33 protein-coding genes are annotated in these 24,619 nt (G+C 64.3%); 29 read left to right on the top strand and 4 right to left on the bottom strand.

Annotated elements, in window-relative coordinates; genetic code table 11:
• The first annotated feature begins 122 nt into the window (after positions 1-122).
• Positions 123-305: a KGG domain-containing protein gene (locus QU595_RS24930; protein ID WP_315927019.1), complete on the top strand. Its 183-nt coding sequence runs from the start codon at positions 123-125 to the stop codon at positions 303-305.
• 451 nt (positions 306-756) lie between these two features.
• On the opposite strand, the gene QU595_RS24925 is transcribed toward QU595_RS24930, so the two are convergent.
• The 3 genes from QU595_RS24925 to QU595_RS24915 all read right to left on the bottom strand — a co-directional run bounded on the left by QU595_RS24925 (position 757) and on the right by QU595_RS24915 (position 1,721).
• On the bottom strand, positions 757-948 hold the full coding sequence (locus QU595_RS24925) for a hypothetical protein (RefSeq protein ID WP_315927017.1): 192 nt from the start codon (positions 946-948) through the stop codon (positions 757-759).
• Between the two features lie 177 nt (positions 949-1,125).
• Positions 1,126-1,311, bottom strand: coding sequence for a hypothetical protein (locus QU595_RS24920; protein WP_315927015.1), 186 nt, complete (start codon positions 1,309-1,311; stop codon positions 1,126-1,128).
• Positions 1,312-1,346: 35 nt separating this feature from the next.
• Positions 1,347-1,721 carry a DUF427 domain-containing protein gene (locus tag QU595_RS24915; protein ID WP_315927014.1) on the bottom strand — a complete coding sequence of 125 codons (375 nt, stop codon included), beginning with the start codon at positions 1,719-1,721 and terminating at the stop codon, positions 1,347-1,349.
• A gap of 141 nt (positions 1,722-1,862) precedes the next feature.
• Here QU595_RS24915 and QU595_RS24910 point away from each other — a divergent pair, with 141 nt between their 5' ends.
• The 6 genes from QU595_RS24910 to QU595_RS24885 all read left to right on the top strand — a co-directional run bounded on the left by QU595_RS24910 (position 1,863) and on the right by QU595_RS24885 (position 6,849).
• Entirely contained in the window at positions 1,863-2,834 is a 972-nt protein-coding gene (locus QU595_RS24910) for an SDR family oxidoreductase (protein WP_410000566.1), read from the top strand.
• A 102-nt stretch (positions 2,835-2,936) separates the two neighbouring features.
• The gene (locus QU595_RS24905) at positions 2,937-3,242 is read left to right on the top strand and encodes a DUF1236 domain-containing protein (RefSeq protein WP_315927010.1); all 306 of its coding nucleotides are present in this window, start codon (positions 2,937-2,939) and stop codon (positions 3,240-3,242) included.
• 285 nt (positions 3,243-3,527) lie between these two features.
• Positions 3,528-3,854: a hypothetical protein gene (locus tag QU595_RS24900; RefSeq protein ID WP_315927008.1), complete on the top strand. Its 327-nt coding sequence runs from the start codon at positions 3,528-3,530 to the stop codon at positions 3,852-3,854.
• Positions 3,855-3,873: 19 nt separating this feature from the next.
• Positions 3,874-4,938, top strand: coding sequence for a DNA topoisomerase IB (locus tag QU595_RS24895; RefSeq protein WP_315927006.1), 1,065 nt, complete (start codon positions 3,874-3,876; stop codon positions 4,936-4,938).
• A 103-nt stretch (positions 4,939-5,041) separates the two neighbouring features.
• The gene (locus tag QU595_RS24890) at positions 5,042-6,535 is read left to right on the top strand and encodes a PAS domain S-box protein (RefSeq protein WP_315927004.1); all 1,494 of its coding nucleotides are present in this window, start codon (positions 5,042-5,044) and stop codon (positions 6,533-6,535) included.
• Positions 6,536-6,672: 137 nt separating this feature from the next.
• A complete protein-coding gene (locus tag QU595_RS24885; protein ID WP_315927002.1) occupies positions 6,673-6,849 on the top strand; it encodes a peptide ABC transporter permease in 177 nt (58 codons plus the stop codon).
• Between the two features lie 31 nt (positions 6,850-6,880).
• Here QU595_RS24885 and QU595_RS24880 read toward each other — a convergent pair whose 3' ends face one another.
• Positions 6,881-7,012: a hypothetical protein gene (locus tag QU595_RS24880; protein WP_315927000.1), complete on the bottom strand. Its 132-nt coding sequence runs from the start codon at positions 7,010-7,012 to the stop codon at positions 6,881-6,883.
• Here QU595_RS24880 and QU595_RS24875 point away from each other — a divergent pair.
• The 22 genes from QU595_RS24875 (at position 7,011) to QU595_RS24770 (ending at position 24,590) form a co-directional block, all read left to right on the top strand.
• A complete protein-coding gene (locus QU595_RS24875) occupies positions 7,011-7,517 on the top strand; it encodes a ferritin-like domain-containing protein (protein ID WP_315926998.1) in 507 nt (168 codons plus the stop codon). The two genes, QU595_RS24880 and QU595_RS24875, sit on opposite strands and share 2 nt — an antisense overlap.
• Before the next feature lie 184 nt (positions 7,518-7,701).
• On the top strand, positions 7,702-8,358 hold the full coding sequence (locus tag QU595_RS24870) for a cytochrome c3 family protein (RefSeq protein ID WP_315926996.1): 657 nt from the start codon (positions 7,702-7,704) through the stop codon (positions 8,356-8,358).
• The gene (locus tag QU595_RS24865; protein WP_315926994.1) at positions 8,342-11,182 is read left to right on the top strand and encodes a 4Fe-4S dicluster domain-containing protein; all 2,841 of its coding nucleotides are present in this window, start codon (positions 8,342-8,344) and stop codon (positions 11,180-11,182) included. Before QU595_RS24870 ends, QU595_RS24865 begins: the two co-directional genes overlap by 17 nt.
• On the top strand, positions 11,175-12,545 hold the full coding sequence (gene nrfD, locus QU595_RS24860; RefSeq protein ID WP_315926992.1) for an NrfD/PsrC family molybdoenzyme membrane anchor subunit: 1,371 nt from the start codon (positions 11,175-11,177) through the stop codon (positions 12,543-12,545). Before QU595_RS24865 ends, nrfD begins: the two co-directional genes overlap by 8 nt.
• Entirely contained in the window at positions 12,542-13,069 is a 528-nt protein-coding gene (locus QU595_RS24855; RefSeq protein WP_315926990.1) for a DUF3341 domain-containing protein, read from the top strand. Before nrfD ends, QU595_RS24855 begins: the two co-directional genes overlap by 4 nt.
• Entirely contained in the window at positions 13,066-13,602 is a 537-nt protein-coding gene (locus QU595_RS24850; RefSeq protein WP_315926988.1) for a cytochrome c, read from the top strand. Before QU595_RS24855 ends, QU595_RS24850 begins: the two co-directional genes overlap by 4 nt.
• A complete protein-coding gene (locus tag QU595_RS24845; protein ID WP_315926986.1) occupies positions 13,599-14,717 on the top strand; it encodes a hypothetical protein in 1,119 nt (372 codons plus the stop codon). The genes QU595_RS24850 and QU595_RS24845 overlap by 4 nt, the downstream gene beginning before the upstream one ends.
• Positions 14,710-15,165, top strand: a complete 456-nt coding sequence (locus tag QU595_RS24840) for a hypothetical protein (RefSeq protein ID WP_315926984.1) — start codon at positions 14,710-14,712, stop codon at positions 15,163-15,165. Before QU595_RS24845 ends, QU595_RS24840 begins: the two co-directional genes overlap by 8 nt.
• Positions 15,162-15,917, top strand: a complete 756-nt coding sequence (locus QU595_RS24835; RefSeq protein WP_315926982.1) for an SCO family protein — start codon at positions 15,162-15,164, stop codon at positions 15,915-15,917. The genes QU595_RS24840 and QU595_RS24835 overlap by 4 nt, the downstream gene beginning before the upstream one ends.
• Positions 15,914-16,888 carry a cytochrome c oxidase subunit II gene (coxB, locus tag QU595_RS24830; protein WP_315926980.1) on the top strand — a complete coding sequence of 325 codons (975 nt, stop codon included), beginning with the start codon at positions 15,914-15,916 and terminating at the stop codon, positions 16,886-16,888. The genes QU595_RS24835 and coxB overlap by 4 nt, the downstream gene beginning before the upstream one ends.
• The gene (gene ctaD, locus QU595_RS24825) at positions 16,885-18,528 is read left to right on the top strand and encodes a cytochrome c oxidase subunit I (RefSeq protein ID WP_315926978.1); all 1,644 of its coding nucleotides are present in this window, start codon (positions 16,885-16,887) and stop codon (positions 18,526-18,528) included. The genes coxB and ctaD overlap by 4 nt, the downstream gene beginning before the upstream one ends.
• A complete protein-coding gene (locus QU595_RS24820; protein ID WP_315926976.1) occupies positions 18,525-19,175 on the top strand; it encodes a cytochrome c oxidase subunit 3 in 651 nt (216 codons plus the stop codon). The genes ctaD and QU595_RS24820 overlap by 4 nt, the downstream gene beginning before the upstream one ends.
• On the top strand, positions 19,172-19,423 hold the full coding sequence (locus QU595_RS24815) for a hypothetical protein (RefSeq protein WP_315926974.1): 252 nt from the start codon (positions 19,172-19,174) through the stop codon (positions 19,421-19,423). The genes QU595_RS24820 and QU595_RS24815 overlap by 4 nt, the downstream gene beginning before the upstream one ends.
• A gap of 319 nt (positions 19,424-19,742) precedes the next feature.
• Positions 19,743-19,943, top strand: a complete 201-nt coding sequence (locus QU595_RS24810; RefSeq protein ID WP_315926972.1) for a hypothetical protein — start codon at positions 19,743-19,745, stop codon at positions 19,941-19,943.
• Positions 19,944-19,990: 47 nt separating this feature from the next.
• A complete protein-coding gene (locus QU595_RS24805; protein WP_315926970.1) occupies positions 19,991-20,332 on the top strand; it encodes a hypothetical protein in 342 nt (113 codons plus the stop codon).
• A gap of 145 nt (positions 20,333-20,477) precedes the next feature.
• The gene (locus tag QU595_RS24800) at positions 20,478-20,948 is read left to right on the top strand and encodes a hypothetical protein (RefSeq protein WP_315926968.1); all 471 of its coding nucleotides are present in this window, start codon (positions 20,478-20,480) and stop codon (positions 20,946-20,948) included.
• On the top strand, positions 20,936-21,199 hold the full coding sequence (locus QU595_RS24795) for a monovalent cation/H+ antiporter complex subunit F (RefSeq protein WP_315926966.1): 264 nt from the start codon (positions 20,936-20,938) through the stop codon (positions 21,197-21,199). Before QU595_RS24800 ends, QU595_RS24795 begins: the two co-directional genes overlap by 13 nt.
• Positions 21,196-21,480: a monovalent cation/H(+) antiporter subunit G gene (locus tag QU595_RS24790; protein WP_315926964.1), complete on the top strand. Its 285-nt coding sequence runs from the start codon at positions 21,196-21,198 to the stop codon at positions 21,478-21,480. The genes QU595_RS24795 and QU595_RS24790 overlap by 4 nt, the downstream gene beginning before the upstream one ends.
• Complete coding sequence (locus QU595_RS24785) at positions 21,477-21,722, top strand: hydrogenase subunit MbhD domain-containing protein (RefSeq protein ID WP_315926962.1); 246 nt, start codon at positions 21,477-21,479, stop codon at positions 21,720-21,722. The genes QU595_RS24790 and QU595_RS24785 overlap by 4 nt, the downstream gene beginning before the upstream one ends.
• A complete protein-coding gene (locus tag QU595_RS24780) occupies positions 21,719-22,486 on the top strand; it encodes an MnhB domain-containing protein (protein ID WP_315926960.1) in 768 nt (255 codons plus the stop codon). The genes QU595_RS24785 and QU595_RS24780 overlap by 4 nt, the downstream gene beginning before the upstream one ends.
• On the top strand, positions 22,483-22,833 hold the full coding sequence (locus QU595_RS24775; protein WP_315926958.1) for a sodium:proton antiporter: 351 nt from the start codon (positions 22,483-22,485) through the stop codon (positions 22,831-22,833). Before QU595_RS24780 ends, QU595_RS24775 begins: the two co-directional genes overlap by 4 nt.
• A complete protein-coding gene (locus tag QU595_RS24770; protein ID WP_315926956.1) occupies positions 22,830-24,590 on the top strand; it encodes a complex I subunit 5 family protein in 1,761 nt (586 codons plus the stop codon). Before QU595_RS24775 ends, QU595_RS24770 begins: the two co-directional genes overlap by 4 nt.
• The last annotated feature ends 29 nt before the right edge of the window (positions 24,591-24,619 follow it).

The following is a 24,619-nucleotide window of genomic DNA, read 5'->3' as shown; positions in this document are numbered from 1 at the left end:
CTTCCATTTCGCTACGATGGCTCGTTCGCGTTCACAAAATATTTTCGTCCGGAACTACGGCGTTCTGCCGTGGTTCGGGACGGTGAGGCGAAGGGCGCCTCTGACCGTGAATGGAGAAGCAAATGGCAAATCAAGGCGGTACGCACGAGCAACATGTCAAGGCTGGCCAGCAGAGCCACAAGAACGACGACAGCAAGCGTCAACAGTCGAGTCGGGACAAGAGCGAGCATCGCGGCGGCAGCGGCAATTTCGCCGAAGACCGCGAACGCGCATCGGAGGCTGGCCGCAAGGGCGGCAAGCACTAGCGATACGGAACATGAAGGAGACGGCGTGGTCCGTCTCCTCATGGACGCCCTTCAAGAGCAAACGAAAGCGCCAAAAAGCGCAATCTGATTGAACGAGCCAAAGAGGCCGCCCGCTTTGCGGCGCCTCGTTTCACCCAGAGCGAAGCTATCGCGATGATGCAGAAAACGTCACGGTTCTGGCAGCGGCGCTCGGCATGGAGACGTGCATCTATGCCCGACACAAGACGTCCACCCAGTCTTGCGAGATTTGTAGAACAGGCAATGCTTAGCCGATGCGGTATGGCCGCACCGGTCTCGACAGCACAGATGGCGGCGGAAATTCGCTCCCGGTTCCCGGACTGCGAACACACGGACGCCGAGCTGGCAACCATAGTTGCCAGCCATGCGATCGCGATGGGTCTAAACGTGGCCTTTGATCAGTCGGCGAACGCGGGATCAAAAATACCTGCGTCTACTCGTCCGACTCCAAGGCGTGCTTGAGTTCAAGGGTCGTCCGTTTCCCGGACCTGAAATAAATCATCGCCAGCCGCGCAGCCGCGGCACGTCCAGCCAAATCCTTGATTTCGTATTTTCGGCAAAACTCGTTCGTTGCTTTCGTCAAGATCGCCCTCTGACGAGAAGGAATTTCCACGGCCGGATTCATTTCCAACTCCTTTCGCGAAAACGCCCCAGCCCGGTGCCGAAAGGATAGGCTAGGACGACGGTGAGGAAGGCGCAAATCACATTGCGAGGGTAATCTGCGCCAAAATCGATTGAAATGAACCGCGGACATGCTTCACGGCTCACCGAATCCGTATTTGCGGCTTGAACGGCGCGTCTGTCAGCCTTCGGCCTTCATGCTTCTGGCGATTTCCAACAGCTTGGCGCGGTCACGGCCATGTCTGCGGACAAGCTCCCTGGCCTGGCGCGGCGAAAGATCGGTGTTCTCGGCCAGGTAGCGCATGTCGGCGTCCGACGACAGGCGGGTCGGGTCGGCAAGCTCTTTGGTCTTTCTATCCTTGGCCATATGGATCTCCGGTTTCTCTTTCATCGGCGTGAACGTCACGCGGCCTCGGGATCGACATCGATCTGGGCCGCGGCGGGATCGAAGCAGCCGTGACGTGCGATGGCGGCGGCCCAGGGTTCCGGGGTTTCGTATGCCATCATGAAATCGTCGCTCGATGCATTGACCGCCTGGACACGCCAGTAGCTGGCCGTTCCGATCGCGCTGCGGGTGACCTTGTCGGTCTTTTTCAGAAACTCGAAATATATGTCCTCGAACGGCACGTAGAGCACAGGCTCGCTTCCGGCTTGCCGCATGATCCAGGCCCTCTTGCTCGGCGCGATGATTGCGTCCGAGAACCTGACGGTGACGACGCCGGAAAACGGCTCGATCGAAATGCGGGTGTCGGCCGGCGTTTCGGATGCAGGTTGCATGGCTGCTCTCCCTTCATGGTCAGAACTTTTCCTTCCGGCCTAAGTTCCATGGCCGCTCCGCTTCCGGGAACAATCGCGCCGTGCCCCGGTTGGGCAGCCTGACCCAGCCGCATGCCCGGCGTTCAAGGAAAAGGTGCAATGATGGACCAGGCTAAACCGGCCAAAGCTGCAGTAAAAAAGCAAAGAGCCGTTCAGAAAAAGGTGGAGGCCGACGATCGCTCCGGTCAGAAGCCGCGGCGCAAGCAGCCCATGCAGGCTGGCGCGCGCGACTATCCCGTCCCGCCCTTCCCCAAGCAACATCATCCCAAACCGGGCGAAGAGACGAAGATTGAACCGCCTCCGCTCTACGATGCGCCCTATTGGACCGGGTCCGGCAAGCTGGAAGGCAAAGTCGCTCTGATCACCGGCGGCGATTCCGGAATAGGCCGCGCGGTTGCGGTGCTGTTCGCCCGCGAAGGAGCCGACATAGCCATCGTCTATCTGGCCGAAGACAAGGACGCCGCGATTACGCGGCAGGCCGTGGAAAAGGAAGGAAAGCGTTGCCTGACGCTAAGCGGCGACGTCTCCAAACGCGAATTCTGCCGGCAGGCGGTGAAGAGGGCCATGGCCGAATTCGGCAGGCTCGACGTGCTGGTCAACAATGCGGCGTTCCAGGTGCATTCGACGGCATTCGAGGATCTGACCGAGGAGCATTTCGACACCACCTTGAAGACCAATCTCTATGGATATTTCCACATGGCCCAGGAAGCGGTGCCGCACATGCGGCAAGGTTCCGCGATCGTCAATACCGGTTCGGTCACCGGCATCGAGGGCTCCAAGGAACTGATCGACTATTCGATGACCAAGGGCGGCATCCATGCCTTTACCCGGGCGTTGTCCGCCAGCCTCATCGACAAGGGCATCCGCGTCAACGCCGTTGCACCGGGGCCGGTGTGGACCCCACTCAATCCTTCGGAAAAGGAGGCGGAGGAGGTTTCACAGTTCGGCGCCAAGACGCCCATGAAGCGGCCGGCACAGCCGGAAGAGATCGCACCGGCCTATGTCTTTCTCGCCTCGCCGCAGTGTTCGAGCTACATCACAGGCGAGATCCTGCCGATCGTGGGCGGATATTAGGCCACGGCGTGGCCACGGACTTCGGAGATCCAAGGCTCACGGAACCAAAGGGCGCCGTAAAAGTTCGGGCGCCGGCGGGTGGTCCGCCATAAGGAGCGAGACATGCGACCCGAAATCCGCACCGCGATCGTGGCGGCGGCGCTGCTGGCAGCGACGGGAGCCGCTGCTGCGCAGGACGTGGTCATCGAACCGCAGCAACAGACAGTCATCAGGGAATATGTGCACAGGAAACCGCTGGCCTCGATCGATCTGCTCGGAGTGCAGCTCAATATCGGCTCGGTGCTGCCCGACACCGTCGAACTCCACCAGATCGAGGCTCCGGACGTCAGATACCGCTATGTCGTGGTCGAGGGCCGCACGCTGATCGTCGATCCCGAAACCCGCAGGGTGGTCGAGGTCCTGGAGTAGGCCAGAGGGCGACCCATCCTGCCATGCGGCAGGATAGCAACCCCAACCGGCAGACCGGCGCGTGATGCGGGAGGCCGCGCGACCGGCCCTAGAAGCACGTCCGGCGGTTCGGTTTCGACCCGCCAAGCGGTCCCAGCAGACATGTCCGCCAGTAGCTCTTCCGAGCTTCCGGTATCCCTCCTCTGAACTCCGCAATCTCCGCTTCGCTCCGGCAACCATGGCTGACCGGAACAATTCAGGCCGAAACGCCTTTGAGATCTTGAACAGATGGCGAAAGGATCTGCCATGAAGTTTCTCATCCTGCTGTGCGGCGCGGCTGTCATCAGCCTCGGCACGCCCGCTTCGGCGCAAGAGCCGTCTCCGGCCCCTGACCGATCGCAACAGCCGTCCGCTCGCTGTCAGGCGAAGCCGCAAGACCAGACCGGGAAAAGTAAAAACGGCGATGCGAGCAAGGCGCAGCCAAGTGATCCGGGCGATCAGCTTAGCGATTGCAGCGGCGTCCTGAAACCGCCCCCGACAGGCGATACGATGGCTGCGCCGCCGCCGGCAAAGGGCAACACGCCGATTATCCGGCCGGGCGAGGTGCCGCAACAGCCACCTGCCAAGAACTGAACCTCCTCGGAGCCTCCGCGTGCGGGATGGAGCCAAGCCCCCAGCGCCGATCCTGACGCGAAAATCGGCAAAACAAGCGTCGCTGGTCTATGTCAGCGACGAGGAGCCGGGCATCCGCCGCAAGGGCGGCAAGGGCAGGTTCTTCTATACCGCCCCCGATGGCCGCAAGCTCGGCGAAGGCGAAACGCTTGCCCGCATCCGCGCCCTGGCAATCCCGCCGGCATGGACCGACGTCTGGATTTCTCCCGATCCGGACGGCCATCTGCAGGCCACCGGCCGCGACCAGCGGGGCCGCAAGCAATATCGCTATCATGCGCGCTGGTCGGCCTGCCGCGACGAAGTCAAATATTCCAGCCTGCTCGCCTTCGCCGAAGCCCTGCCCCGGTTGCGCCGGCGGATCGCCGCCGACCTGCGCCGCCGCGGCCTGCCGCGCGAGCGGGTGGTCGCATCCGTGGCCTGGCTGCTCGACAACACAATGATCCGGGTCGGCAACGCCGCCTATGCGCGCGACAACAAAAGCTTCGGGCTGACCACGCTGCGCGACCGGCATGTCAAGGTCAAAGGATCGACGCTGCGCTTCGCCTTCAAGGGAAAATCCGGAAAGGAGTGGCGGCTGAAACTCATGGATCGCCGTATCGCCAGGATCGTGCGCGGCGCGCAGGACCTGCCCGGACAGCACCTGTTCCAATATCTCGACGAGAACGGCGAACGCCGCCCGATCCATTCGCAAGACGTCAACGACTACATTCGCGAAGCGACCGGAGCGGACTTCTCGTCCAAGCATTTCCGCACCTGGGGCGGAACGGTGTGCGCGGCGATGCTTCTGGCGGACGAACCTGTGCCGGAGACCAAGGCGGCGGCGAGAAAAGTCCTGAACCGCGTCATCGACCAGGTTGCCAATCGCCTCGGCAACACCCGCTCGGTCTGCCGCAAGTGCTACGTGCATCCCCTCGTGATCGAGAGCTGGAGCGAAGGCAGGCTCGCGGCCGAGTTGCACGACCCGCGCCGGCTCTCCCGCAGGATCGCGGGACTAGACCGATATGAGGCACGCGTTCTTCGGTGGCTCTCGACGAAAGGCGGCTAGCCCGGACTTGGATCGGAGACGACGATTCCCCCACCAGCGGTTGCCAAGCGGCAAACGCCACATAGATTAGCTGCAGCATGAATAATCTCGAGGATCGACCGTCATGTCGGAAGGCCGCAATGCTCATGCCAACGAGGCTTGTGAAGCCATTTCGCAGATAGAAGCGGTTCGCAACTTCCAGGACCTGTTCGGCGAACAGACCACGCCTGCGTTTTCCCTGCCGGAGCAATCGAGCCCGATCAATCTCGATCAGATGGCTTCATACCACCTCCTGCTCCAGGCCCTTCCGGCAGCAATCTACACCACGGATGCAAAGGGGCGGATCACCTTCTACAACGACGCGGCGGCGGCCCTTTGGGGGCACCGGCCCGTCTTGGGCACCGACGAGTGGTGCGGTTCGTGGAAGCTGTGCTGGCCCGACGGAACCGCATTGCCGCATGACGAATGCCCGATGGCGATGGCGCTGAAGGAAGGGCGCGCCATTCATGGCGTGGAGGCGGCGGCCGAGCGCCCGGACGGGACGCGCGTTCCGTTCCTGGCCTTTCCGACGCCGTTCTTCGGCCCGTCAGGCGAGGTCATCGGCGCGGTCAACATGCTGGTGGACATCGCCGAGCGCAAGGTGGCCGAACTGGCGATGCAACGGCTGGCCGCTATCGTGGAATCCTCCGACGACGCCATCCTGTCCAAGGACCTGAACGGTACCATCATGAGCTGGAACAGAGGTGCCCAGAACCTGTTCGGCTATCGCGAGGAAGAGGTCGTCGGCAAATCCGTCACCATGCTGATCCCGGCGGACCGTCAGGATGAGGAGCCGCGGATCCTCGCGCGCCTGAGACGCGGCGAACGGATCGACCACTACGAAACCGTCCGGCGGCGCAAGGACGGCAGCTTCGTCGACGTTTCGCTCTGCATTTCCCCGATTACTGGCCAGAACGGCAGGATCATCGGCGCCTCCAAGATCGCGCGCGACATTTCGGGGCGAAAAGCGGCGGATAAATATCGGGACCTTCTGTTCCGGGAGATGAAGCACCGCATCAAGAACACGCTTGCGCTCGCGGCCTCGATCAGCAACCAGACATTCGGCTCCGCCACCGATGGGGAGCGTGAGACCTTCATCCAGCGTCTGCAGGCGCTCGGGAACGCGCATGACTCCCTGTCGAAACAGGATTGGGAAGGCGCTTGCCTGACCGAGGTGGTGACCAAGACCATGGCCCCGCATCGCACCGGGCAGGGAAGGATCCATATTTCCGGCCCCGACGTCACCGTCGACGCCGGCAAGGCCGTCGCCATCGCGCTGGCCTTGCATGAGCTTGCCACCAACGCCGCCAAATACGGCGCGCTTTCAGGGACGGCGGGAACGGTCAAGATCGAATGGAAGGCGCTGGACGCCAAGGCTCGCTCGATACGGTTTCGCTGGCTGGAGCGTGGCGGCCCGGCCGTCGGCGAACCGAAGCACAAGGGCTTCGGGTCGCGCCTCATCGAACGCGGGCTGGCGGCTGAGTTCGATGCCGTCGCGCTGGAGTTCCGGCCGCGAGGGGTGGCCTGCACCTTCGAGTTCTCGCGGCCCGATCCGCACGACAACGCCCCCGCCGGATAAGATCCGATCGCGGTGGTGGCTTGAGCATGACCCCGAAAGTCGCGAACTTTCTGGGCAAGATCATGCTTCAGGGACAAAGGCTTGAACACGGCAGCGCTCCATCGGCCCGGTCCGGCTAACTCGCGAGGAAAGCAGATATGAGCGACCACGAGCCCGACCGGAAGGAACGGAAAAGGGAACGCGTGACGCTTTCCGGCGAGGACGCACGGCAAGGTGAGATCATCCTGCGCACCCGCGCGCGCCGCATCATCTTTATCGCCGGTCTGGTGGGAGTTGTCCTGCTTGCGGTGCTGATCCGTTTCGCCATGCGCTGAACCGGCCCTCAAGCGCGATCGGCGAACTTCATCACATCTTCCCCCACCGGGGAACCTGAGCCACCTCATGCAGTTCGGTGCCCACGCCGGTAGCTGCCGGCCCGGTGCCGGCCAGCACGGCGCCGCCATCCAACCACCAGAAGAACAAGAAAGGCAAAGCCATGGGCTTTTTCTCGAAGGACATTGAAACGCTGAACGACCTGTTCGTCCACACGCTGCGGGACATTTACTATGCCGAGCAGCAGATCGAGAAAGCGCTGCCACAGATGATCGACAAGGCCACCGCTCCGGAGCTGAAGGCAGGTTTCGAGAAGCATCTGGAGCAGACCAGGGGTCACATAAGGCGGGTCGAGCAGGTATTCGAAATGCATGGTGCGGAGGCCGAGGAGGTGGACTGCCCCGCCATCGACGGCATCCTCGAGGAGGCCGACGACGTGAGCGGCGACGTCGACGACAAGCAGGTCCTCGATGCGGCTCTGATCGCGTCCGCGCAGGCGGTGGAGCACTATGAGATGACACGCTACGGCACCCTCATCGCATGGGCAAAGCAGCTGGGACGCGACGATTGCGCAAGGGTGCTTGCCGAGAACCTGAAGGAAGAGGTCGAGACCGACCGCAAGCTCACCGAAATGGCGGAATCGAAAATCAATCTCCGCGCCGCCGAGTAACCTCGCCCCGGCGCCGTTTCCATGTCGCAGGCCGAGCTCCATCGGCCTGCGATCCGCCACGAAACCGTTGGCTTCCAGGACGAGCCAGGGAGGAGCGGCATGGAACCTTCACGAAAAACCCGCGTTAGGAAACCAACTTTCGATCCGTCTTAAATAACCGACATAACGACTGATCCGGCGAGCCATGCCGCAAGTCTTTCCAAGGAGCGCCGATGGCATTGCCCGCTTCGTGCTCTGGGCCGTGCTGGGGGCCTTCATATCGGCCGTCGTGCTGGGCACCGCCGTTCTCCGTTCCGGTTTCCTGACAGGCGTGGGACAGGCGATCGCGCAACCGGTCCCGTTCAGCCACAAGCACCATGTCGGCCAGCTCGGGCTGGATTGCCGCTATTGCCATGATGGGGTGGAGACGTCCTCGTCGGCGGGCCTGCCGGCCACGGAAGTCTGCATGACCTGCCATTCCCAGCTCTATACGAACGCGGAAATGCTGGCACCCGTGCGCGCCAGCCTCGCAAGCGGGAAGCCGCTGCACTGGCAGCGCGTCAATTCCGTGCCGGATTTCGTCTACTTCAATCACTCGATCCACATTGCGAAGGGCGTGGCCTGCGAGACCTGCCATGGCAATGTCGACGACATGCCCCTGACGGCGCGCAGCGAACCGCTGTCGATGGAATGGTGCCTCGGCTGCCATCGCAACCCGACGCCGAACCTGCGCCCACCGCAGGATGTCTTCCTGCTGCACTGGAAGCCGCCATCCGACATCGCCGAGATCCGCAGGCGGCTCATCAGCGTGCTCGACATCCATCCTGAAACCATGACGGATTGCTATGTCTGCCATCGATGACCGTGCGCCTTCCGCGCCGGACCGGCGCACGCTGCTGAAGCTGATGGGCGCCTCGCTTGCGCTGGGCGGCCTCGCCGCCTGCACGAAGGCGCAGGAGATCGTGCCCTATGTCAGCCAGCCCGAAAACGTCATTCCCGGCCGGCCTCTCTTTTATGCCACCACCCTCTCGGACGACGGCTACGGCATCGGCGCAATCGTCGAAAGCCATGAGGGACGCCCGACCAAGATCGAGGGCAATCCGGATCATCCGGCATCGCGCGGCGCAACCGACGCGATCATGCAGGCTGCCGCCCACTCGCTGTTCGATCCCGAGCGCTCGCGCACGCCGCTGAAGAACGGCGAACCGGCAGGCTATGGCGATTTCCTCAAGGACATGGCCGGTCTTGCCGCTACGCTCGCCGCCACCCAAGGCAAAGGCGCGGCACTTCTGATCGAAGCGACGACCTCGCCGACCGTGAAGGCGCAGCTCCAAGCGCTGCGGACACGGTTTCCGGCGCTGCGCATCTACCGGCATGATCCGCTTGCCACGACTTCCGGCGAGGACGCGACGCATGCCCTGTTCGGCAAGGCGCTGATGCCCGTCTATCACTTCGACCGCGCCGATACGATCCTTTCGCTCGACGCCGATTTCCTCGGCGAGGGACCGGGCCGGCTGGCCTACGCCCGCGACTTTGCCGCTCGGCGACGGGTGCGCAATATCGGCGACGGCATGAGCCGGCTCTACGCCGTGGAATCGACGCCGACGCTCACCGGCGCTGCGGCCGACCATCACAAGGCGGTCCGGCCGAGCGAGTTGGACGGGGTGGCCGCCGCACTGGACGCAACCTTCGGCGGGACAAGCCCGCCGTCCTCGCCCCTCGATCCCTCATGGCTGAATGCCGCCGTTCGCGACCTGAAGGCGGGCGGCCGCAACGCGCTCGTCGTGCCTGGTTCGCAGCAGAGCCCCTTCGTCCATGCTGCGGCATTTGCGGCCAACATCCGGCTTGGCGCGCTCGGCAACACGCTCCACCTGATCGAACCTCCGCATGACCTGCCCGTCGATGGCGATCTGCCCATGCTCTGCCAGGCAATCGTTTCAGGCGAAACGGACAGGGTGATCGTGCTCGCGGCCAATCCGCTACGCACCGCACCAGCCGGTCTGGACGTCCATGCCGCCTTTACCCGGCTGAAATTCCTCGTGCATTGGGGTCTTTACCAGGACGAGACCGCGACGCTTGCCCACTGGCACATTCCGGCCGCGCACGATCTCGAAAGCTGGAGCGATCTGAGCGCATTCAACGGCACGGTTTCCATCGTGCAGCCGCTGATATCGCCCTTGTTCGGCGGCCGCACCATCCACGAGCTTCTCGCCGCGATCAGCGGCGTCTTCGACCAGAATGCGCTGGCGCTGCTGCGTGGCGCATGGGCAGACAAGCTTGACGAGCCGGCCTGGAAAAAAGTGCTGCGGGACGGTGTCATCGGTGCGAGCACGCCAGCGCCAGTCGCGGTCGGCAACCTTGTTCCCGGCTTCGGCGGACTGAAGCCGAAACCTGCCGGCAAGGGGCTGGAAATCCGGTTCGTCGCCGATCCTTTCCTGCGCGACGGCCGTCATGCGAACTCGTCCTGGCTGCAGGAGTTGCCGCGCCCCCTGACCAAGATCGTTTGGGGAAACGCGGCGCTGATGTCGCCCGCCGAGGCAGCGCGCAGAGCGTTGGGCAACGGGCATGTCGTCAACATCGCGCGCAACGGTTTCGACGTCGATGCACCGGTCTGGACCCTGCCCGGCCATCCGGACGGAACCGTGACGCTTTCCTTAGGGTTCGGCGGGAAGTCCGGTTCCGTCGCCCGGATGTCGAAAGGCTACGACGCCTTCCGGCTGCGCACTGCCGAGACGCCGTGGTTCGCGGCCGATGCGGTTCTTGCCGCACGCGACCGAACCGATCCGCCGATCACCACGCAGCACCACCATGGGATGGAAGGTCGCCATGTCGTGCGTCGCACTTCGCTGGACGGATTCCGAAACGATCCGCATTTCGTCCGTTCCGGCCTGCCTCCCGCCCCGACGGACTCGCTTTATCCGGGCTGGACCTATCCTCAAGAAGCCTGGGGCATGTCGATCGACCTTTCCGCCTGCATCGGCTGCATGGCCTGCGTGGCCGCGTGCCAGGCGGAAAACAATATCGCCACGGTGGGGCCGGAACAGTGCGAACTCGGCCACGAAATGCACTGGCTGCGCGTCGACCGCTACTCCGAAGGTCCCGCCGAAGACCCGGAAACCTTTTTCCAGCCGGTACCCTGCATGCATTGCGAGAAAGCGCCCTGCGAGATCGTCTGCCCGGTCAACGCCACCGTGCATACCCATGACGGGCTGAACGCGCAGGTCTACAACCGCTGCATCGGCACGCGCTATTGCTCGCAGAACTGCCCCTACAAGGTGCGGCGGTTCAATTTCCTGCAATACCGTTCCTTCGACAAGGAAGAAGCCGGGCCGGAGCAGGCGGCACGCAACCCCGACGTTTCGGTGCGCTCGCGCGGGGTCATGGAAAAATGCACCTATTGCGTCCAGCGCATCAGCGAAAAGCGCATCAGGGCACAGGTCGAGAACCGCGATATCGCCGACGGCGAGGTGTTGACCGCCTGCCAGCAGGTCTGTCCCACCCACGCGATCACCTTCGGCGACATCAACAGGAAGGGGTCGAAGGTGGCGCAGGAAAAGGCCGCGCCGCACAGCTACGCGCTTCTCGAAGAACTGAACACGCGTCCGCGCACCACCTATCTCGGCAAGATCAGCAATACCGACGATGCCCTGGCCCTGCACAAGGCGGAAGAGACCGGCGATGGCTGAAACGGTCCAGGCAAGAGCAGCGCCGCAGCCCCCGGTCATCAGCGGCCGCCATGATTTTCCGGAGATCAGCGGCCGCATCGCGTCGATCGTGCTTCAGGGGCGGCTGCCGCGCTTCTTCTGGACGGCCTTCTTCCTGTGCTTCCTGCTGGCGCTGCTGTTCCTCTACTCCATCACCTACCTCATCTCGGTCGGCATCGGCACGATCGGGGTCGACATCCCGGTCGCCTGGGGCACGATGATCTCCTCCTTCGTGTGGTGGATCGGCATCGGCCATGCCGGCACGCTGATTTCCGCCGTTCTGCTCCTGCTGCGCCAGCCATGGCGCGCCTCCATCAATCGCTTCGCCGAAGCGATGACGCTGTTCGCCGTGGCCATGGCCGGCATGTATCCGATCCTGCATCTCGGCCGACCGTGGTTCTTCTACTGGCTGCTGCCGTTGCCCAACACCCACATGCACTGGCCGCAATGGCGCAGTCCTCTGGTCTGGGATTTCGCGGCGATCGCCACCTACGCCACCGTCTCGCTGCTGTTCTGGTATATGGGCCTGCTGCCCGATCTCGCCGTGCTGCGCGACCGCGCCAGGTCGCGGGCGGGCCAGATCTTCTACGGCATCCTTGCGCTCGGCTGGCGCGGCTCGGCCTTCCACTGGGCGCGCTACGACACCAGCTACTATCTGCTCGCCGCGCTCGCCACGCCGCTGGTGGTTTCGGTGCATTCCATCGTGGCGCTGGATTTCACCTTCGCCATCATACCCGGTTACCATTCGACGATCTTCCCGCCCTATTTCGTCGCCGGCGCATTGTTGTCCGGCTTCGCCATGGTGCTGACCATCGCGATCCCGCTGCGCTGGGCGTTTTCGGTCGAAGATCTCATCACGCTGCGCCACATGGACAATGCCGGCAAGCTGATGATCGCGGCCGGCATGGTCGTGACCTACGGCTATGTCTCGGAAGCCTTCTTCGCCTGGTATTCCGGCCAGGCCTACGACCGCACCATGATGGTCGAGCGCGCCATCGGCCCCTATGCGACGCTGTTCTGGGCGATGCTCGCCTGCAATGTCGGCGTGCTGCAGCTCCTGTGGTTCCGCCGCGTGCGGCTGAACATGAAGCTGCTCTTCGCGATCGCGCTCATCATCAACATCGGCATGTGGATCGAGCGCTATGTCATCGTCGTGACCGGCCCGAGCCGCGACTTCCTGCCGTCCTCCTGGGGCGAACAATCGCTGAAGTGGCTGGACTACGGCATATTGTTCGGCTCGCTCGGTACCTTCTTCGCTCTCGTCTTCCTGTTCGTGCGCATCCTGCCGGCCATAACCATCTTCGAGGTGGAGGAACTGGCCGAGGAGAAAGGCGGCGCGGCATGAGCCTCTACGGCGTCATCGCTTCGTTCGCCGATCCCGAAACCCTGACGGCGGCCACCCGCACCATGCGCGCACAAGGTTATAGCCGCATGGACGGCTTCTCGCCGTTCCAGGTGCAGGGCCTTGCAGAATTGCTCGGCGCCAGGAAATCGCGGCTGCCCTGGGTGGTGCTGGGCGGCGCGGTCGCGGGCGCCGTTTTTGCCTATGGGCTGATCCTCTACTCGGTCGAGCTGGACTATCCGGTCAATGTCGGCGGCCGGCCGTTGCATTCCTGGCCGGCTTTCGTCGTCATCGCTTTCGAGGCGGCCATATTGGGGGCAGCCCTCGCCGGCTTCTTCGGCATGCTGATCGCCAACGGCCTGCCCCGCTACTACCACCCCGTCTTCAACGCGAAGAGCTTCACCTATGCGCAGGGCGGCAAATTCTACCTGCTCGTCGAAGCCACCGACCCGAAATTCCGCAAGGCCGTAACCAAGGGTCAACTGACCCGCCTCGGCGCCGAAACGGTCGAGGAGGTGGAAGAATGACGCGAGCTTGCGCTTTGGTTCTGTTCGCGCTCTTCGCCCTTGCGGGCTGCGAGCAGGATATGGCCGACCAGCCGCGCTACGATCCTCTCGAGCCGTCCCGGCAATTCGCGGACGGCAAGTCGGCCCGTGCGCCGGTGGAGGGCGCAGTGGCGCGCGACGCCGACCTGTCGCCGGCACCACAGGTGTTTCCCTATCCCGTCACGATGAAATTGCTGCAACGTGGGCAACAACGCTTCGACATCTTCTGTTCCCCATGCCACGGGCGCGCCGGCGACGGCAACGGCATGATCGTGCAGCGCGGCTTTCCTGCCCCGCCAAGCTACCACCAGGACGCTTTGCGTAGGGCGCCTGACCGGCATTTCTACGATGTCATCACCAACGGCTACGGCGCCATGTACTCCTACGGCGCGCGGGTGCCGCCTGCCGACCGCTGGGCCATCGTCGCCTACATCCGCGCGCTGCAATATTCACGGCATGCGCCGGAAGCGGACCTGCCCCAGCCGCAACGTACGAAGCTGGAGGCGATGCGATGATGCGCCTCGCCACGGATCGTCCTCTGCTGGCGCCGCTTAGTGTTGCGGCGGCAGGCTTGCTGCTTTGCGTGGCCGCGCTTTTTCTCGACGCGCGCGCCGTGTTCGCCGGCTGGCTGACGGCAGCGCTGTTCACCCTCGGCCTGCCGCTCGGCGCCATGTCCATCCTGATGATCCACGGCCTGACCGGCGGGCGCTGGGGCGAGGCGATGCGCCCTCCCCTGCGCGCCATGATTACTACCCTGCCGCTGGCGCTTATCCTCCTGCTGCCATTGCTGGCGCGGCCGGATTTCATCTTCCCATGGGCCGTTCCGGATACCGCCGGCCTGCCGGAGACGGTGCGGCTGAAACTTGCTTATCTCAACATACCCTTCTTCGTAGTCCGGTTCGCGATCTATGCGGCCATCTGGCTTGTCCTTGCCCGGTTCATCCTGAAAGGGACGGAAGAAACAACCAGGCTCGACGGCCGCATGTCGGCGCTCGGACTGGTCGTCCATGGATTCGCTATTGCCGTCTTCTCCACCGACTGGATGCTGTCGCTGGAGCCGCAATTCACCTCGACCATATACGCGCTTCAGGAAGCCGCCGCTGAGATCGTCGGCGCCTCCGCGCTCACCCTGCTTGTGCTGGCAGCCACGCGCTCGATCGAAACGATGCCTGGCGGCGACGAGCGGACAGCGCTCGGCGAGGACGTAGCCAACATGCTGTTCGGCTTCATGCTGGTCTGGGCCTATCTCGCCTTCATGCAATGGGTGATCGTATGGGCCGGCGACCTGCCGGACGACATAGGCTGGTACATCCTGCGCAGCGAGAAAGGCTGGCAATACGCCCTGCTGCTTTTGATCCTGCTTCAGTTCGTGATCCCTTTTGCCGGTTCCATCAACCGCAGCGTGAAGCGCAGCCATCGTGGCTTGCTCTGGCTGTCCGCGGTGACTTTTGCCGGTCATTTTGCGGATGTCCTGTGGCGCATCCGGCCGCCGCTTGCCGCCGACGCGGCGGCGTGGCCCGACCTCGCAACCTTGGCAGCCGTGGGAGGACTGTGGCTGGCCGGTTTCCTGTTCGCCCGTGCCCACCCGCAGAGCTTGCTTCTGTTCCGACGGAGGGCAGCCGATGGTTGAGACGACACGCACCCCCGAAACACGCGACGTCTGGCCGCGTGCGCTGCTGCTGTTTGCGGGCGGGCTGCTGGTCTTCATCGGACTAGCTCTCGTCGTGCTGAAACTGATCTTCGGCAGTGCGCCATATCCCGAATTGCCCGGCGCGGCCGACACCGGCAACGCCGCGAGCCCGGCCCTGCAGCGCTTTCCCGAGGCCGACCTCGCCGCCTTCCGCAAGAAGGAGACCAGCGAACTTGCGACGCTCGGCTGGGTGGATCGAAGCAGGGGCATCGCGCGCATACCGATTGAGGATGCGATGCGAATGATCGCCGAACACGGCCTGCCCAACTGGGCCGTGACCGCACAGCAGGCCAGCGATTGCGGCCCAGCCGCGCAAGCTTCGCCACGCGCGCCGCAATCGCAAAAATGTCTTTCGGCAAACCCGCCCGGCAAGGAACCGCGGCCATGACGCGGGTTTACCTCCTGTTGCTGGCGCTTGTCTTCGCGGCCGATGCAGGAGCCGTCGAGCGACCCGCCTTCGATCCGCAAATCGGTGCGCGGCTCGATCTTGGCCGGACCTTCCGCGACGAATCCGGCGCGCAATCCACCTTGTCGGGCATTCTCGCAGGCCGGCCCGCATTGGTCGTGTTCGGCTACGACAAGTGCCCGAACCTATGCGGCGTCACCCAGCAGGCGGTCGCGGCGGATCTGAGAAAGACCGGCCTCGATCCTTCCACTTACAGGGCCCTGTTCATTTCCATCGACGCTACCGAGACGGCGAACGACGCGGCAGGCGCCCGCGCACAGGTCGCCAGCGTCACCGATGCGGCGGGCCTGTCCGCCTGGCGCTTTCTTACCAGCGCCGACGGCAACGCCGGCGCGCTTGCCGCGCAGGCCGGCATCGGCTTCGACCGCCGTCCTCGCATCGACCAGTACGTCCATCCGATCGCCGTGCTGGCGCTGACGCCGGACGGGCGCATCGCGCAGGTGCTGCCGGCGCTGAGCTTCGAGCCTCGCGACCTGAGGCTCGCTTTGGTCGAGGCTTCGGCCGGCCGGCTCGGCTCCATCGCCGACCACGTTTTCCTGTTATGCGCCGGCTTCGATGCGACCAAAGGTCAATACACGCCGGCGATCTGGGCGGCGGTGAAGATCGGCGCCGTCATGACGACGCTGGCGCTGGGCGCGCTGTTGTTGGCGCTGCGGCGCGGGAGGGGGGCATGAGCTTCGGCGTCCCCTTTGCCCCACCGGAAGCCTCGACGCTTTCGGGCAAGGTCGATACGCTGTTCTACGCCCTGCTTGCCTTCGCCGGCGCACTTGGGCTGTTCCTCACCTGCCTTGTCGTGTTCTACGCCGTGAGATACCGCGCCGGCTCGCCGGCCGACCGCACCGGCAAGCGCAGCCGCAGCCCGCCGTTGGAAATCGGATGGACCACGGCAAGCCTACTCGTCGCCTTTGCCTTTTTCGGCTGGGGCGCGACGCTTTTCGTGAACCGCGACCGCCCGCCGGTCGGCGCGCTGGAGATCGCCGGTCTCGGCAAGCAATGGATGTGGTCTTTCCGCCATCCGGGAGGACAACGCGAGATCAACGAACTGCATGTGCCTGTCGGCAAGCCGGTTCTAGTGTCGCTGGCTTCGCAGGACGTCATCCATTCCTTCTTCGTGCCGGCCTTCCGCCTGAAGCAGGACGCGGTGCCCGGCCGCACCACCCATGTCTGGTTCACGGCCACGAAACCCGGCCGCTACCATCTGTTTTGCGCGCAATATTGCGGCACCCAGCATTCCGAAATGGGCGGCTGGGTGACGGTGATGGAGCCGCAGGACTATGCCGTGTGGCTCGGCCGACAGGGCGCAGGCGAAACGCTCGCGGCCGAGGGCGAGAAGCTGTTCCGCGCGCTCGGCTGCTCCGGCTGCCACGGCAATTCCAGCACCGCTCGAGCCCCCAGCCTGGAGGGCGTCTACGGCCGTCCGGTGGCACTGACCGACAAGCGCACCGTGATGGCCGACGAGCGCTACTTGCGCGACTCCATCCTCCAGCCTGACAAGGAGGTCGTCGGCGGCTACGCGCCGATCATGCCGAGCTTCGAAGGCCTGATCGACGAAGGCGAACTGCAGATGCTGCTGGCCTATCTGAAATCGCTCTCGCCGGCAGGCGCGGACCAGACCGGGGCGGCACAACCGGAGACGACGAGATGAGCAGCGAGGCCATAAGTGCGACCACTTATCTTCAGGAAGGCGCCGGCCCGCGCGCGTGGTTACTGACCACCGACCACAAGCGCATCGCCTGGCTCTATTTCATCTCCCTTACCACCTTCTTCTTTGTCGGCGGCGCATTCGCGGTGATGATGCGCATCGAACTTGCCACGCCGGCGGGCGACCTCGTCTCCGACGACGTCTACAATCGCCTGTTCACGCTGCACGGCATCATCATGGTGTGGTTCTTCCTGGTGCCGTCGATCCCGGCTACGCTTGGCAACTTCCTGTTGCCGCTGATGATCGGCGCGCGCGACCTCGCCTTCCCGCGCCTCAATCTGGCGAGCTGGTACGTGTTCATCTTCGGCAGCCTGTTCGCGCTGGTGGCGGTGGTGGGCGGCGGCGTCGATACGGGCTGGACCTTCTACACGCCGCTCTCCACGCTTTATGCCAACGGTTACGTCTCGACAGCGGCGTTCGGCGTCTTTGTCGTCGGCTTCTCCACCATCATGACCGGCATCAACTTCATCGTCACCGTGCACAAGCTGCGCGCGCCCGGCCTGACCTGGTTTCGCCTGCCGATCTTCGTTTGGACGCTCTACGCCACCAGCCTCGTCATGGTGCTGGCCACGCCGGTGCTGGCCGCCTCGCTGATCCTGATCGTGCTGGAGAGGGTGTTCGGCATCGGCATCTTCAATCCCGATCTCGGCGGCGATCCGCTGTTGTTCCAGCACCTGTTCTGGTTCTATTCGCACCCGGCCGTCTACATCATGATCCTGCCCGGCATGGGCGTGGTGTCGGAAGTGCTGCCCTGCTTCAGCCGCCGTCCCCTGTTCGGCTACACGGCCGTGGCCCTGTCCTCGATGGCGATCGCCGTCTTCGGCTTCCTGGTCTGGGGCCATCACATGTTCGTCTCGGGCCAATCCACCTATGCGGGCCTGGTGTTCTCGTTCCTATCGTTCTGCGTCGCCATTCCCTCGGCGATAAAAGTGTTCAACTGGAGCCTCACGCTGCGCAAGGGCGAGATCAGCTTCGAGACGCCCATGCTCTATGCGCTGTTCTTCCTCGCGCTGTTCACCTTCGGCGGGCTGGCCGGCCTGTTCCTTGCAGCGCTGGCCGTGGACGTCCATGTCCACGACACCTATTTCGTCATCGCGCATTTCCACTACATCATGGTGGGAGGCATGGTGACGGCCTACATGGCGGGCCTGCATTTCTGGTGGCCCAAGATCACCGGCCGCATGTATTCGGAAAACTGGGGGCGCGTGGCGGCGACCACCATGTTCGTCGGCTTCAACCTGACCTTCTTCCCGCAATATGTGCTGGGTTTCGACGGCATGCCGCGCCGCTATCACACCTATCCGCCGGAATTCCAGTTCTGGAACGTGCTGTCGTCGGCCGGCGCGGTGGTGCTTGCCGTGGGTTACCTGCTGCCGCTCCTTTATCTCGGGCGCTCGCTGTTCCGGGGAGAGCCGGCCCCAGACAATCCGTGGAACGCGACCGGTCTCGAATGGCAGACGCGTTCACCGCCGCCGCCGCATAATTTCGAGCGCATGCCGGTGGTCAGCCGGCCCGCCTACGACTATCCGATGAAGGGCCTGCTGCATGAGCGCTACAGTCCGCACAGGGACGGCGCCTCATGAGCACGGCCACCGAAAGCGTCGCCTTCGACACGCCCGAACGGGAAGAGCGGGCCGACACCTTCGGCATGTGGATTTTCATCGGCTCCGAAGCGATGCTGTTCGGCGCGGTACTGCTCGTCTTCTTCATGGCCCGTCTGGATCACGGCGAGGCGTTTGCCGCAGCCTCCAAGCACCTGTCGCTGCCGCTCGGCACGCTGAACACCGCCGTGCTCCTGACGTCGAGCTTCGCCATGGCGCTGGCGCATTTCTGCTCCGCCGCCGGGCGATGGCGCGCCGCGGCATGGTCGCTGGCCGCGACAGGATTGCTCGGCGTGGTCTTCCTGATCATCAAGGGTATCGAATACGCCAAGGAATTTGCCGAAGGCATCGCACCGGTGCTTGGCGCCCCGTTCACCTATGCCGGTCCGGATCCAACCCATGCGCAGTTCTTCTTCGGACTCTATTTTGCCATGACGGGGCTCCACGCCCTGCACCTGATCTGCGGCACCGTCGCCGTCGCCGCGCTGCTGGCGCTTTGGCGTCATACATCGCCCGCCAGCAGGATACGGCGCGTGCAGGCGCTCGGGCTCTATTGGCACTTCGTCGATATCGTGTGGGTGTTCCTGTTCCCCGCCCTCTATCTCATCGACAGGACGGTGGGAGCATGAGCGAGTTTCGCAAACTTGCCCTGGCCTATGTCGGGTTGCTTGTCTTGCTTGCCCTGACCGTGGGCTCGTCCTTCATTCCGCTTGGCGGGCTGAACGCCTCCGTCAACATGGCGGTCGGCATGGCCAAGGCCGCCGTGATCGCCGTCGCGTTCATGCACATCGTGCGCGCGGAAGCGCTGGTGCATCTCGTCGCCATCGCCGTGGCGACATGGCTTCTCATCCTGGCGGGGTTGACGCTCATTTCCTGACCAGGCGCGCGAGCCCACCACCGCGATAAGGCTGATCCTCAACGGCGGCCACGGCGCCGCCAATCGGAACGACCCCAACGCGCTTTCCATGCCGTCCTTCGGGTGGAAACTCTCGGACGCCCAGATCACGGCCTTGACCACGTATATACGCAACGCTTGGGGAAATTCCGCCGGGACCGTGACCGCCAGCCAGGTGAGCGACCTGCGCGACAAGGTGAAGGCGGTTACCAGCGCGAATTGAATGCCGTCCGGGATGCGCGCGGAACAAACCGGTCGTGCCGCGGTTCGCAACGTTACCCGACAAAACGGGAGACGGAAGATGCGCGTGTCCAAGGAAGAATGGATCAAGCGGAGGGCTGAGCAGCTCTGGCAGGCCGAAGAGCATCGGCCCGACCGGGAGCAGGCCTGCTGGGACAAGGCCGTACAGGAATATGAGGCCGGAACGTCGGAAGCCGACCGAAGCCAGGTTCAGCCGGGTCCCGACATAGGCACGGGGTCCGATCCCACGAAGGTCGACTGAGTTCCCGCACGATCCGAAAGACCCCTCACAGATATTGGGAGAGAACCATGGCGGACGCCAAGAAACCCCTGCAAGACAAACCGGCCGCCGATCGCCAGGGCGCGGCGGCCGAGACATCGGTCCCGCCTGACCGGCGCGGCAAGATGGATGTCGGACCGGATGGTCCCGAAATCAGCAACCAGAACTGGGACGAACTTCGCGGCGCTCCGATTTTGCCTGCAGAGAGCATCGAGGACGGCAAATCGCCGGATGACACGGCTGACGAGCTGCCGGAAGAAAACGACGACAATCCTGATCAGGCAAGCGACGAAGCCTTGCCGGACGACGATGAAGAAAGAGCGATGCGTCATGATCTCGGCGGTTCCGGCATCCGCTACGAACCGGACTAGCGGACTGGCCTGCCAGGTGCTGAACCCGGGGCCGCCATCAGCCGAAGCAACACGCGGGAATAAGCCCGCTCGCTGAATGCGTTGCCGTGCGGAACAATCCTTCGGTGTCGAGGTTCGGCTGGAACATCGGATGGAGTGCAGCCCGATGCCCTCGCCCATCGTTCCGCATACCTCCAAGACAGATATGGTCGCAAGGCTGCTCGCCGGCTTTGCCAGCTACCTGCTTCTCGTCGGCCAGATCGGCGGCGAGGAGATCGCTGCGGCGGCCGCAACCGCTTTCCTGCTCGGCGTCTTTTCCCCCGCGCTCGCGCCGAACCCGCCTCCCGATGCACGACGGTTGCTGTCGAAATGGTCCTGGTCGCTGGCGCATCTTCCCCAAAGGACCGCCGCGGCGGCAACCATACTGCTCAGGGTAGCTCTTCGCGGCGGATCGCCGGGCGAATCCTGCAAGCTTCCATTCCAGGTCGACGCAGGTCGCTGGAACGCCGCGACGGCGATCCTGACGGCATCGCTCGCACCCGACAGTTTTGTCGTGAGGACAATCGCTTGTGAGGGCCGCGCATTGGTCCACACCATCCTGCACTCGCCGCTGCTGGAGAAGGAATGGCGCCCGTGAACATCGTCTGGCTTTGCGCCGCGGCAGCTTTGCTGCCGCCTTTCGGCCTGATGCTGGTCCTTTGCGGAAAAGGCAATCCCGCCAACCGCTTCGTCGCGCTGCAGTTCTGCGCGGGCCTCGCGGTTTTGCTTTTCGTCATCCTCGATTTCGGCCTCGGCCAGCCGTCCTTCATCGACCTGCCGCTGGCACTCGCCTTGCTCAACGTACCGGGTGCGCTTGTGCTGGCCCTGTTCCTGGAGCGGTGGCTGTGACGGCCGTGATCGCCGTTCCCCTCTTCGTTGCGGTGCTGGCTGCCTGGCTGGCGACGGCTGCCTTCATCCGGCTCGGGACACCGCTGGAACGGCTGCATGCGGTCAGCGTGCTGAATGTGGCGAGCGGCAGCGCCGTCACGGTAGCCGTTTTCCTTGCCGACGGAGCGACGAACCGCAGCCTGAAATGCGGCTTCATCTGGGGCCTCATGGTCGTGTGCGGGGCATTGCTTTCGCATGCCTCCGGCCGCGCGCTGCACCTGCGCGGCGGAGAAACGCGATGACGGCTTGGCTGGTCGGCATCTGCCTGTTGCTGGCTGCCGCGTCGGGCACGCTTGTCGCACTCTCCCGGGAGCCGGTGCGACAGGTCTTCGCCCTTTGCGTCAACGGGCTCACATTCTCGTTGCTGTTCTTCCTGCTCCAGGCTGCGGACGTGGCGCTGTCGGAGATCGCCGTCGGCACCGTTGTGGTGCCGATGCTCTTCCTGATCGCGCTCGCTTCCGTCAGGACCGGAGGCCAGAAATGAGCGACCGCTGGCGCCTCGGCCTGATGACAGCAGCTCTTCTGGCCCTCGCGCTGCCGGCCGCGGCTGTGATCGTCGGATTGCCCCGGTTCGGCGACGGCATCACCGCCTACGGCGCCGCCATCAACGCGCTCGGCCCGGGGCTGCGCCATATCCCCAACATGGTCGCGCTGGTGAATTTCGACATGCGCGCGCTCGACACGCTGGGCGAGGAAAGCATGCTTTTATGCGCAGTGACCGGCGCCGTGGTGCTGCTGCGCGGTGATCGTGGGGAATCGCGGTGCGACCGCGCAAACCGGCTCGCGGGTCGTGCTCTAGAACCGCGCAGCGATGCCGCGGTCGTCGTCTGCCGGTGGGGCAGTCCCTTCCTCGTGCTGTTCGGCATCTACATCGCGCTGCACGGACTCCTGACGCCCGGCGGCGGCTTTCAAGGAGGCGTCATCGCCGCATCCGGGCTGGTGCTGCTCTATCTTGGCGAGGGCTATGGCGCCTGGCGTTCGTTCGTTCGCGGCCGTGCCGCGAGCCTGCTGGAAGGAACCGGCGTGCTGGTTTATGCGGCAGCGGCCGGCCTGCCGCTGCTTGCCGGTCGCGCAGCATTGGAAAACATCCTGCCGCTCGGCAGCTACGGCCAGCTGTTTTCCGGCGGACTGATGCTGGCGATAAATCTGGCCGTCTTCTGCGCCGTCTCGGGCGGCTTCGCGCTTCTGATTTTGGAGTTCATGGAAGAGACGCGAGCGGAAGACGACGCTGACGGGGACGCCGGATGAGCGTGCTTCCATGGTGCGTCGCGGCCTGGCTGTTCTGCGCGGGCGTCTACGGCATCGTCACGTCACGCAATTACATCCATCTCGTGGGCTGCCTTTCGGTGTGCCAATCGGCCACTTACGTGCTGCTCCTTTCCGTCGGTTTTCGCTGGAACGCCGTGGCGCCGATCTTCCATGACGTACCGCCCGGGACGCCGGCGGTAGATCCGGTCGTACACGCTCTCGTGCTGACCGACATCGTCATCGGGGCGACGGTAACGGCGTTGCTGCTGGCCATCATCATCCAGATGAACAGGCGCAGCGGCACGCTCGATCCTCAGCGGCTGCGGCCGATGCGGCCCAACCGATGACCGCCGATTTCGTGCTTCTCCCGCTAACGGTGGTGGTGCCGCTGGGAGCCGCCGCACTCCTGACCATGCTGGCGCATTGGACACCGCCACGCCTCGCGGACGCAACGGCAGCTCTCGTGTCGCTGGCGATCGCGGCCGCGTGCCTCGTCCTTGCGCTTCACGGCATGGACGAGCCGGCCGACCATTGGTTCGGCGGCTGGCGCGTGGTTCCCGGCAACCGCGACGTCGTGCTCGGCATCAGCTTCCTCGCCGATCCGGCGAGCGCGGCCCTTGCCGGCTTCAACGCCTTGCTGTTCGCCGCATCCTTCATCTTCTCATGGGGATATTTCGACAAGGCCCACGCGCATTTCCACGTCCTGATGCTGCTCTTTCTGGCCGCCATGACCGGGTTCTGCCTGACGCGGGACCTGTTCAACCTGTTTGTCTGGTTCGAGTTGATGAGCATCTCCGCATTCGCGCTGACCGCCTATCCTTTGCGCGAAAGCTCGCTCGAGGGCGCGCTGAATTTCATCGTCACCAATTCTCTTGCCAGTTTTCTGCTGCTGCTCGGCGTGGGGCTGCTCTACGCCAAGACGGGCACGCTCGATTTCGCCGCCATGAGAACAGCGATCGGGCGGTTGCAGCACGATCCGGTGATTGCCGGCGGCTTCTGCCTGGTGGCGACCGCGCTGCTCGTCAAGGCAGCCATCGTTCCGTTCCATTTCTGGCTGGCCGACGCTCATGCTGTTGCGCCGAGCCCGGTGTCGGTCATCTTCTCCGGCGCGATGGTCGGCGTGGGCCTGTTCGGCCTCGTCAAGCTGCTTGGCCAGGTCTTCGCGGGCGATCCGGCTCTCCTGAGTTTCGCCCAGCATGTCCTTGGCAGCCTGGGCCTCGCGACGGCGCTCATCGCCGGCTTCATGACCTGGCTCCAGAGGCATTTGAAACGGCTGCTCGCCTTTTCCACGATCGCCCATATGGGTGTCGCGCTGATGTGCGTCAGTTCGTTGTCGTCGGCCGCCCTGACCGGGCTGCTCCTCTTCCTGGTCGGGCATGGACTGATCAAGGGCGCGCTTTTCATGATCGCGGGCTTGCTGCTCGCCCGCCGCAATTCCTGCGACGAAATCTTCCTCTACGGCAAGGGCCGGGATCTGTGGCCTGCCGGGCTGGCGATGCTCGTCGCAGGACTGGCGCTCGGCGGCCTTCCGGCCGGGCTCCTGGGCAGGGGAAGCGACATGATCGTCGCTTCGGCGCAACCGCCCGCCGCGCAGGTCGTCGCCGCCGTTTCAGCAGCGCTCACCGGGGCAGCGCTGCTGCGCGCGGCCGGGCGCATCTTCCTCGGCTGGAGCGGGGTGCCAGGCGTCGAGCGGGCGGCTCCAACGGAACGCGAACAGGAAAAGCCTGACCGGCCTCTGCTGCTGATGCTTTTCCCCTGCTTTGCGCTTATCGTCCTTGCGTTCGTTCCCGCCCGGCTCGTCGAACCGTTCGCCGCCGGGGCTGCGGCCCAGTTGGGAAACTCCCCGATGCCAGGGGCGGTATTCCTGCAATCCCCGCACGTCTCTCCGTCTTCGGCTGCGCAATGCCTGATCGCCCCCGCTCTGGCACTGGCTGCGCTGCTGTTGCGAAGACCGACGACATCGCCCGGCAGGACGATCTGCCGAACGCTCGAACGCCCGCTCCGCTTTGCACAGTCGCTTCATAGCGGCATCGTCGGTGACTATGTGGCCTGGATGGCGGTGGGCCTGGCGCTTATCGCGGCCCTGCTTGCCGGCGCGGGATAGAGATCTCAAGCACGAAGGACAGCCCGCTT

This window comes from Mesorhizobium sp. SP-1A (assembly GCF_032460275.1).
Taxonomy (GTDB): Bacteria; Pseudomonadota; Alphaproteobacteria; order Rhizobiales; family Rhizobiaceae; genus Mesorhizobium.
This window is presented reverse-complemented; position numbering and strand designations above follow the sequence as displayed.

Bases quoted from the DNA above. Each gene is read 5' to 3' on its own strand.
- QU595_RS24930 (WP_315927019.1), top strand. From the start codon at position 123: ATGGCAAATCAAGGCGGTACGCACGAGCAACATGTCAAGGCTGGCCAG.
- QU595_RS24925 (WP_315927017.1), bottom strand. From the start codon at position 948: ATGAATCCGGCCGTGGAAATTCCTTCTCGTCAGAGGGCGATCTTGACG.
- QU595_RS24920 (WP_315927015.1), bottom strand. From the start codon at position 1,311: ATGGCCAAGGATAGAAAGACCAAAGAGCTTGCCGACCCGACCCGCCTG.
- QU595_RS24915 (WP_315927014.1), bottom strand. From the start codon at position 1,721: ATGCAACCTGCATCCGAAACGCCGGCCGACACCCGCATTTCGATCGAG.
- QU595_RS24910 (WP_410000566.1), top strand. From the start codon at position 1,863: ATGGACCAGGCTAAACCGGCCAAAGCTGCAGTAAAAAAGCAAAGAGCC.
- QU595_RS24905 (WP_315927010.1), top strand. From the start codon at position 2,937: ATGCGACCCGAAATCCGCACCGCGATCGTGGCGGCGGCGCTGCTGGCA.
- QU595_RS24900 (WP_315927008.1), top strand. From the start codon at position 3,528: ATGAAGTTTCTCATCCTGCTGTGCGGCGCGGCTGTCATCAGCCTCGGC.
- QU595_RS24890 (WP_315927004.1), top strand. From the start codon at position 5,042: ATGTCGGAAGGCCGCAATGCTCATGCCAACGAGGCTTGTGAAGCCATT.
- QU595_RS24885 (WP_315927002.1), top strand. From the start codon at position 6,673: ATGAGCGACCACGAGCCCGACCGGAAGGAACGGAAAAGGGAACGCGTG.
- QU595_RS24875 (WP_315926998.1), top strand. From the start codon at position 7,011: ATGGGCTTTTTCTCGAAGGACATTGAAACGCTGAACGACCTGTTCGTC.
- QU595_RS24880 (WP_315927000.1), bottom strand. From the start codon at position 7,012: ATGGCTTTGCCTTTCTTGTTCTTCTGGTGGTTGGATGGCGGCGCCGTG.
- QU595_RS24870 (WP_315926996.1), top strand. From the start codon at position 7,702: ATGCCGCAAGTCTTTCCAAGGAGCGCCGATGGCATTGCCCGCTTCGTG.
- QU595_RS24865 (WP_315926994.1), top strand. From the start codon at position 8,342: ATGTCTGCCATCGATGACCGTGCGCCTTCCGCGCCGGACCGGCGCACG.
- nrfD (WP_315926992.1), top strand. From the start codon at position 11,175: ATGGCTGAAACGGTCCAGGCAAGAGCAGCGCCGCAGCCCCCGGTCATC.
- QU595_RS24855 (WP_315926990.1), top strand. From the start codon at position 12,542: ATGAGCCTCTACGGCGTCATCGCTTCGTTCGCCGATCCCGAAACCCTG.
- QU595_RS24850 (WP_315926988.1), top strand. From the start codon at position 13,066: ATGACGCGAGCTTGCGCTTTGGTTCTGTTCGCGCTCTTCGCCCTTGCG.
- QU595_RS24845 (WP_315926986.1), top strand. From the start codon at position 13,599: ATGATGCGCCTCGCCACGGATCGTCCTCTGCTGGCGCCGCTTAGTGTT.
- QU595_RS24840 (WP_315926984.1), top strand. From the start codon at position 14,710: ATGGTTGAGACGACACGCACCCCCGAAACACGCGACGTCTGGCCGCGT.
- QU595_RS24835 (WP_315926982.1), top strand. From the start codon at position 15,162: ATGACGCGGGTTTACCTCCTGTTGCTGGCGCTTGTCTTCGCGGCCGAT.
- coxB (WP_315926980.1), top strand. From the start codon at position 15,914: ATGAGCTTCGGCGTCCCCTTTGCCCCACCGGAAGCCTCGACGCTTTCG.
- ctaD (WP_315926978.1), top strand. From the start codon at position 16,885: ATGAGCAGCGAGGCCATAAGTGCGACCACTTATCTTCAGGAAGGCGCC.
- QU595_RS24820 (WP_315926976.1), top strand. From the start codon at position 18,525: ATGAGCACGGCCACCGAAAGCGTCGCCTTCGACACGCCCGAACGGGAA.
- QU595_RS24815 (WP_315926974.1), top strand. From the start codon at position 19,172: ATGAGCGAGTTTCGCAAACTTGCCCTGGCCTATGTCGGGTTGCTTGTC.
- QU595_RS24810 (WP_315926972.1), top strand. From the start codon at position 19,743: ATGCGCGTGTCCAAGGAAGAATGGATCAAGCGGAGGGCTGAGCAGCTC.
- QU595_RS24805 (WP_315926970.1), top strand. From the start codon at position 19,991: ATGGCGGACGCCAAGAAACCCCTGCAAGACAAACCGGCCGCCGATCGC.
- QU595_RS24800 (WP_315926968.1), top strand. From the start codon at position 20,478: ATGCCCTCGCCCATCGTTCCGCATACCTCCAAGACAGATATGGTCGCA.
- QU595_RS24795 (WP_315926966.1), top strand. From the start codon at position 20,936: ATGGCGCCCGTGAACATCGTCTGGCTTTGCGCCGCGGCAGCTTTGCTG.
- QU595_RS24785 (WP_315926962.1), top strand. From the start codon at position 21,477: ATGACGGCTTGGCTGGTCGGCATCTGCCTGTTGCTGGCTGCCGCGTCG.
- QU595_RS24780 (WP_315926960.1), top strand. From the start codon at position 21,719: ATGAGCGACCGCTGGCGCCTCGGCCTGATGACAGCAGCTCTTCTGGCC.
- QU595_RS24775 (WP_315926958.1), top strand. From the start codon at position 22,483: ATGAGCGTGCTTCCATGGTGCGTCGCGGCCTGGCTGTTCTGCGCGGGC.
- QU595_RS24770 (WP_315926956.1), top strand. From the start codon at position 22,830: ATGACCGCCGATTTCGTGCTTCTCCCGCTAACGGTGGTGGTGCCGCTG.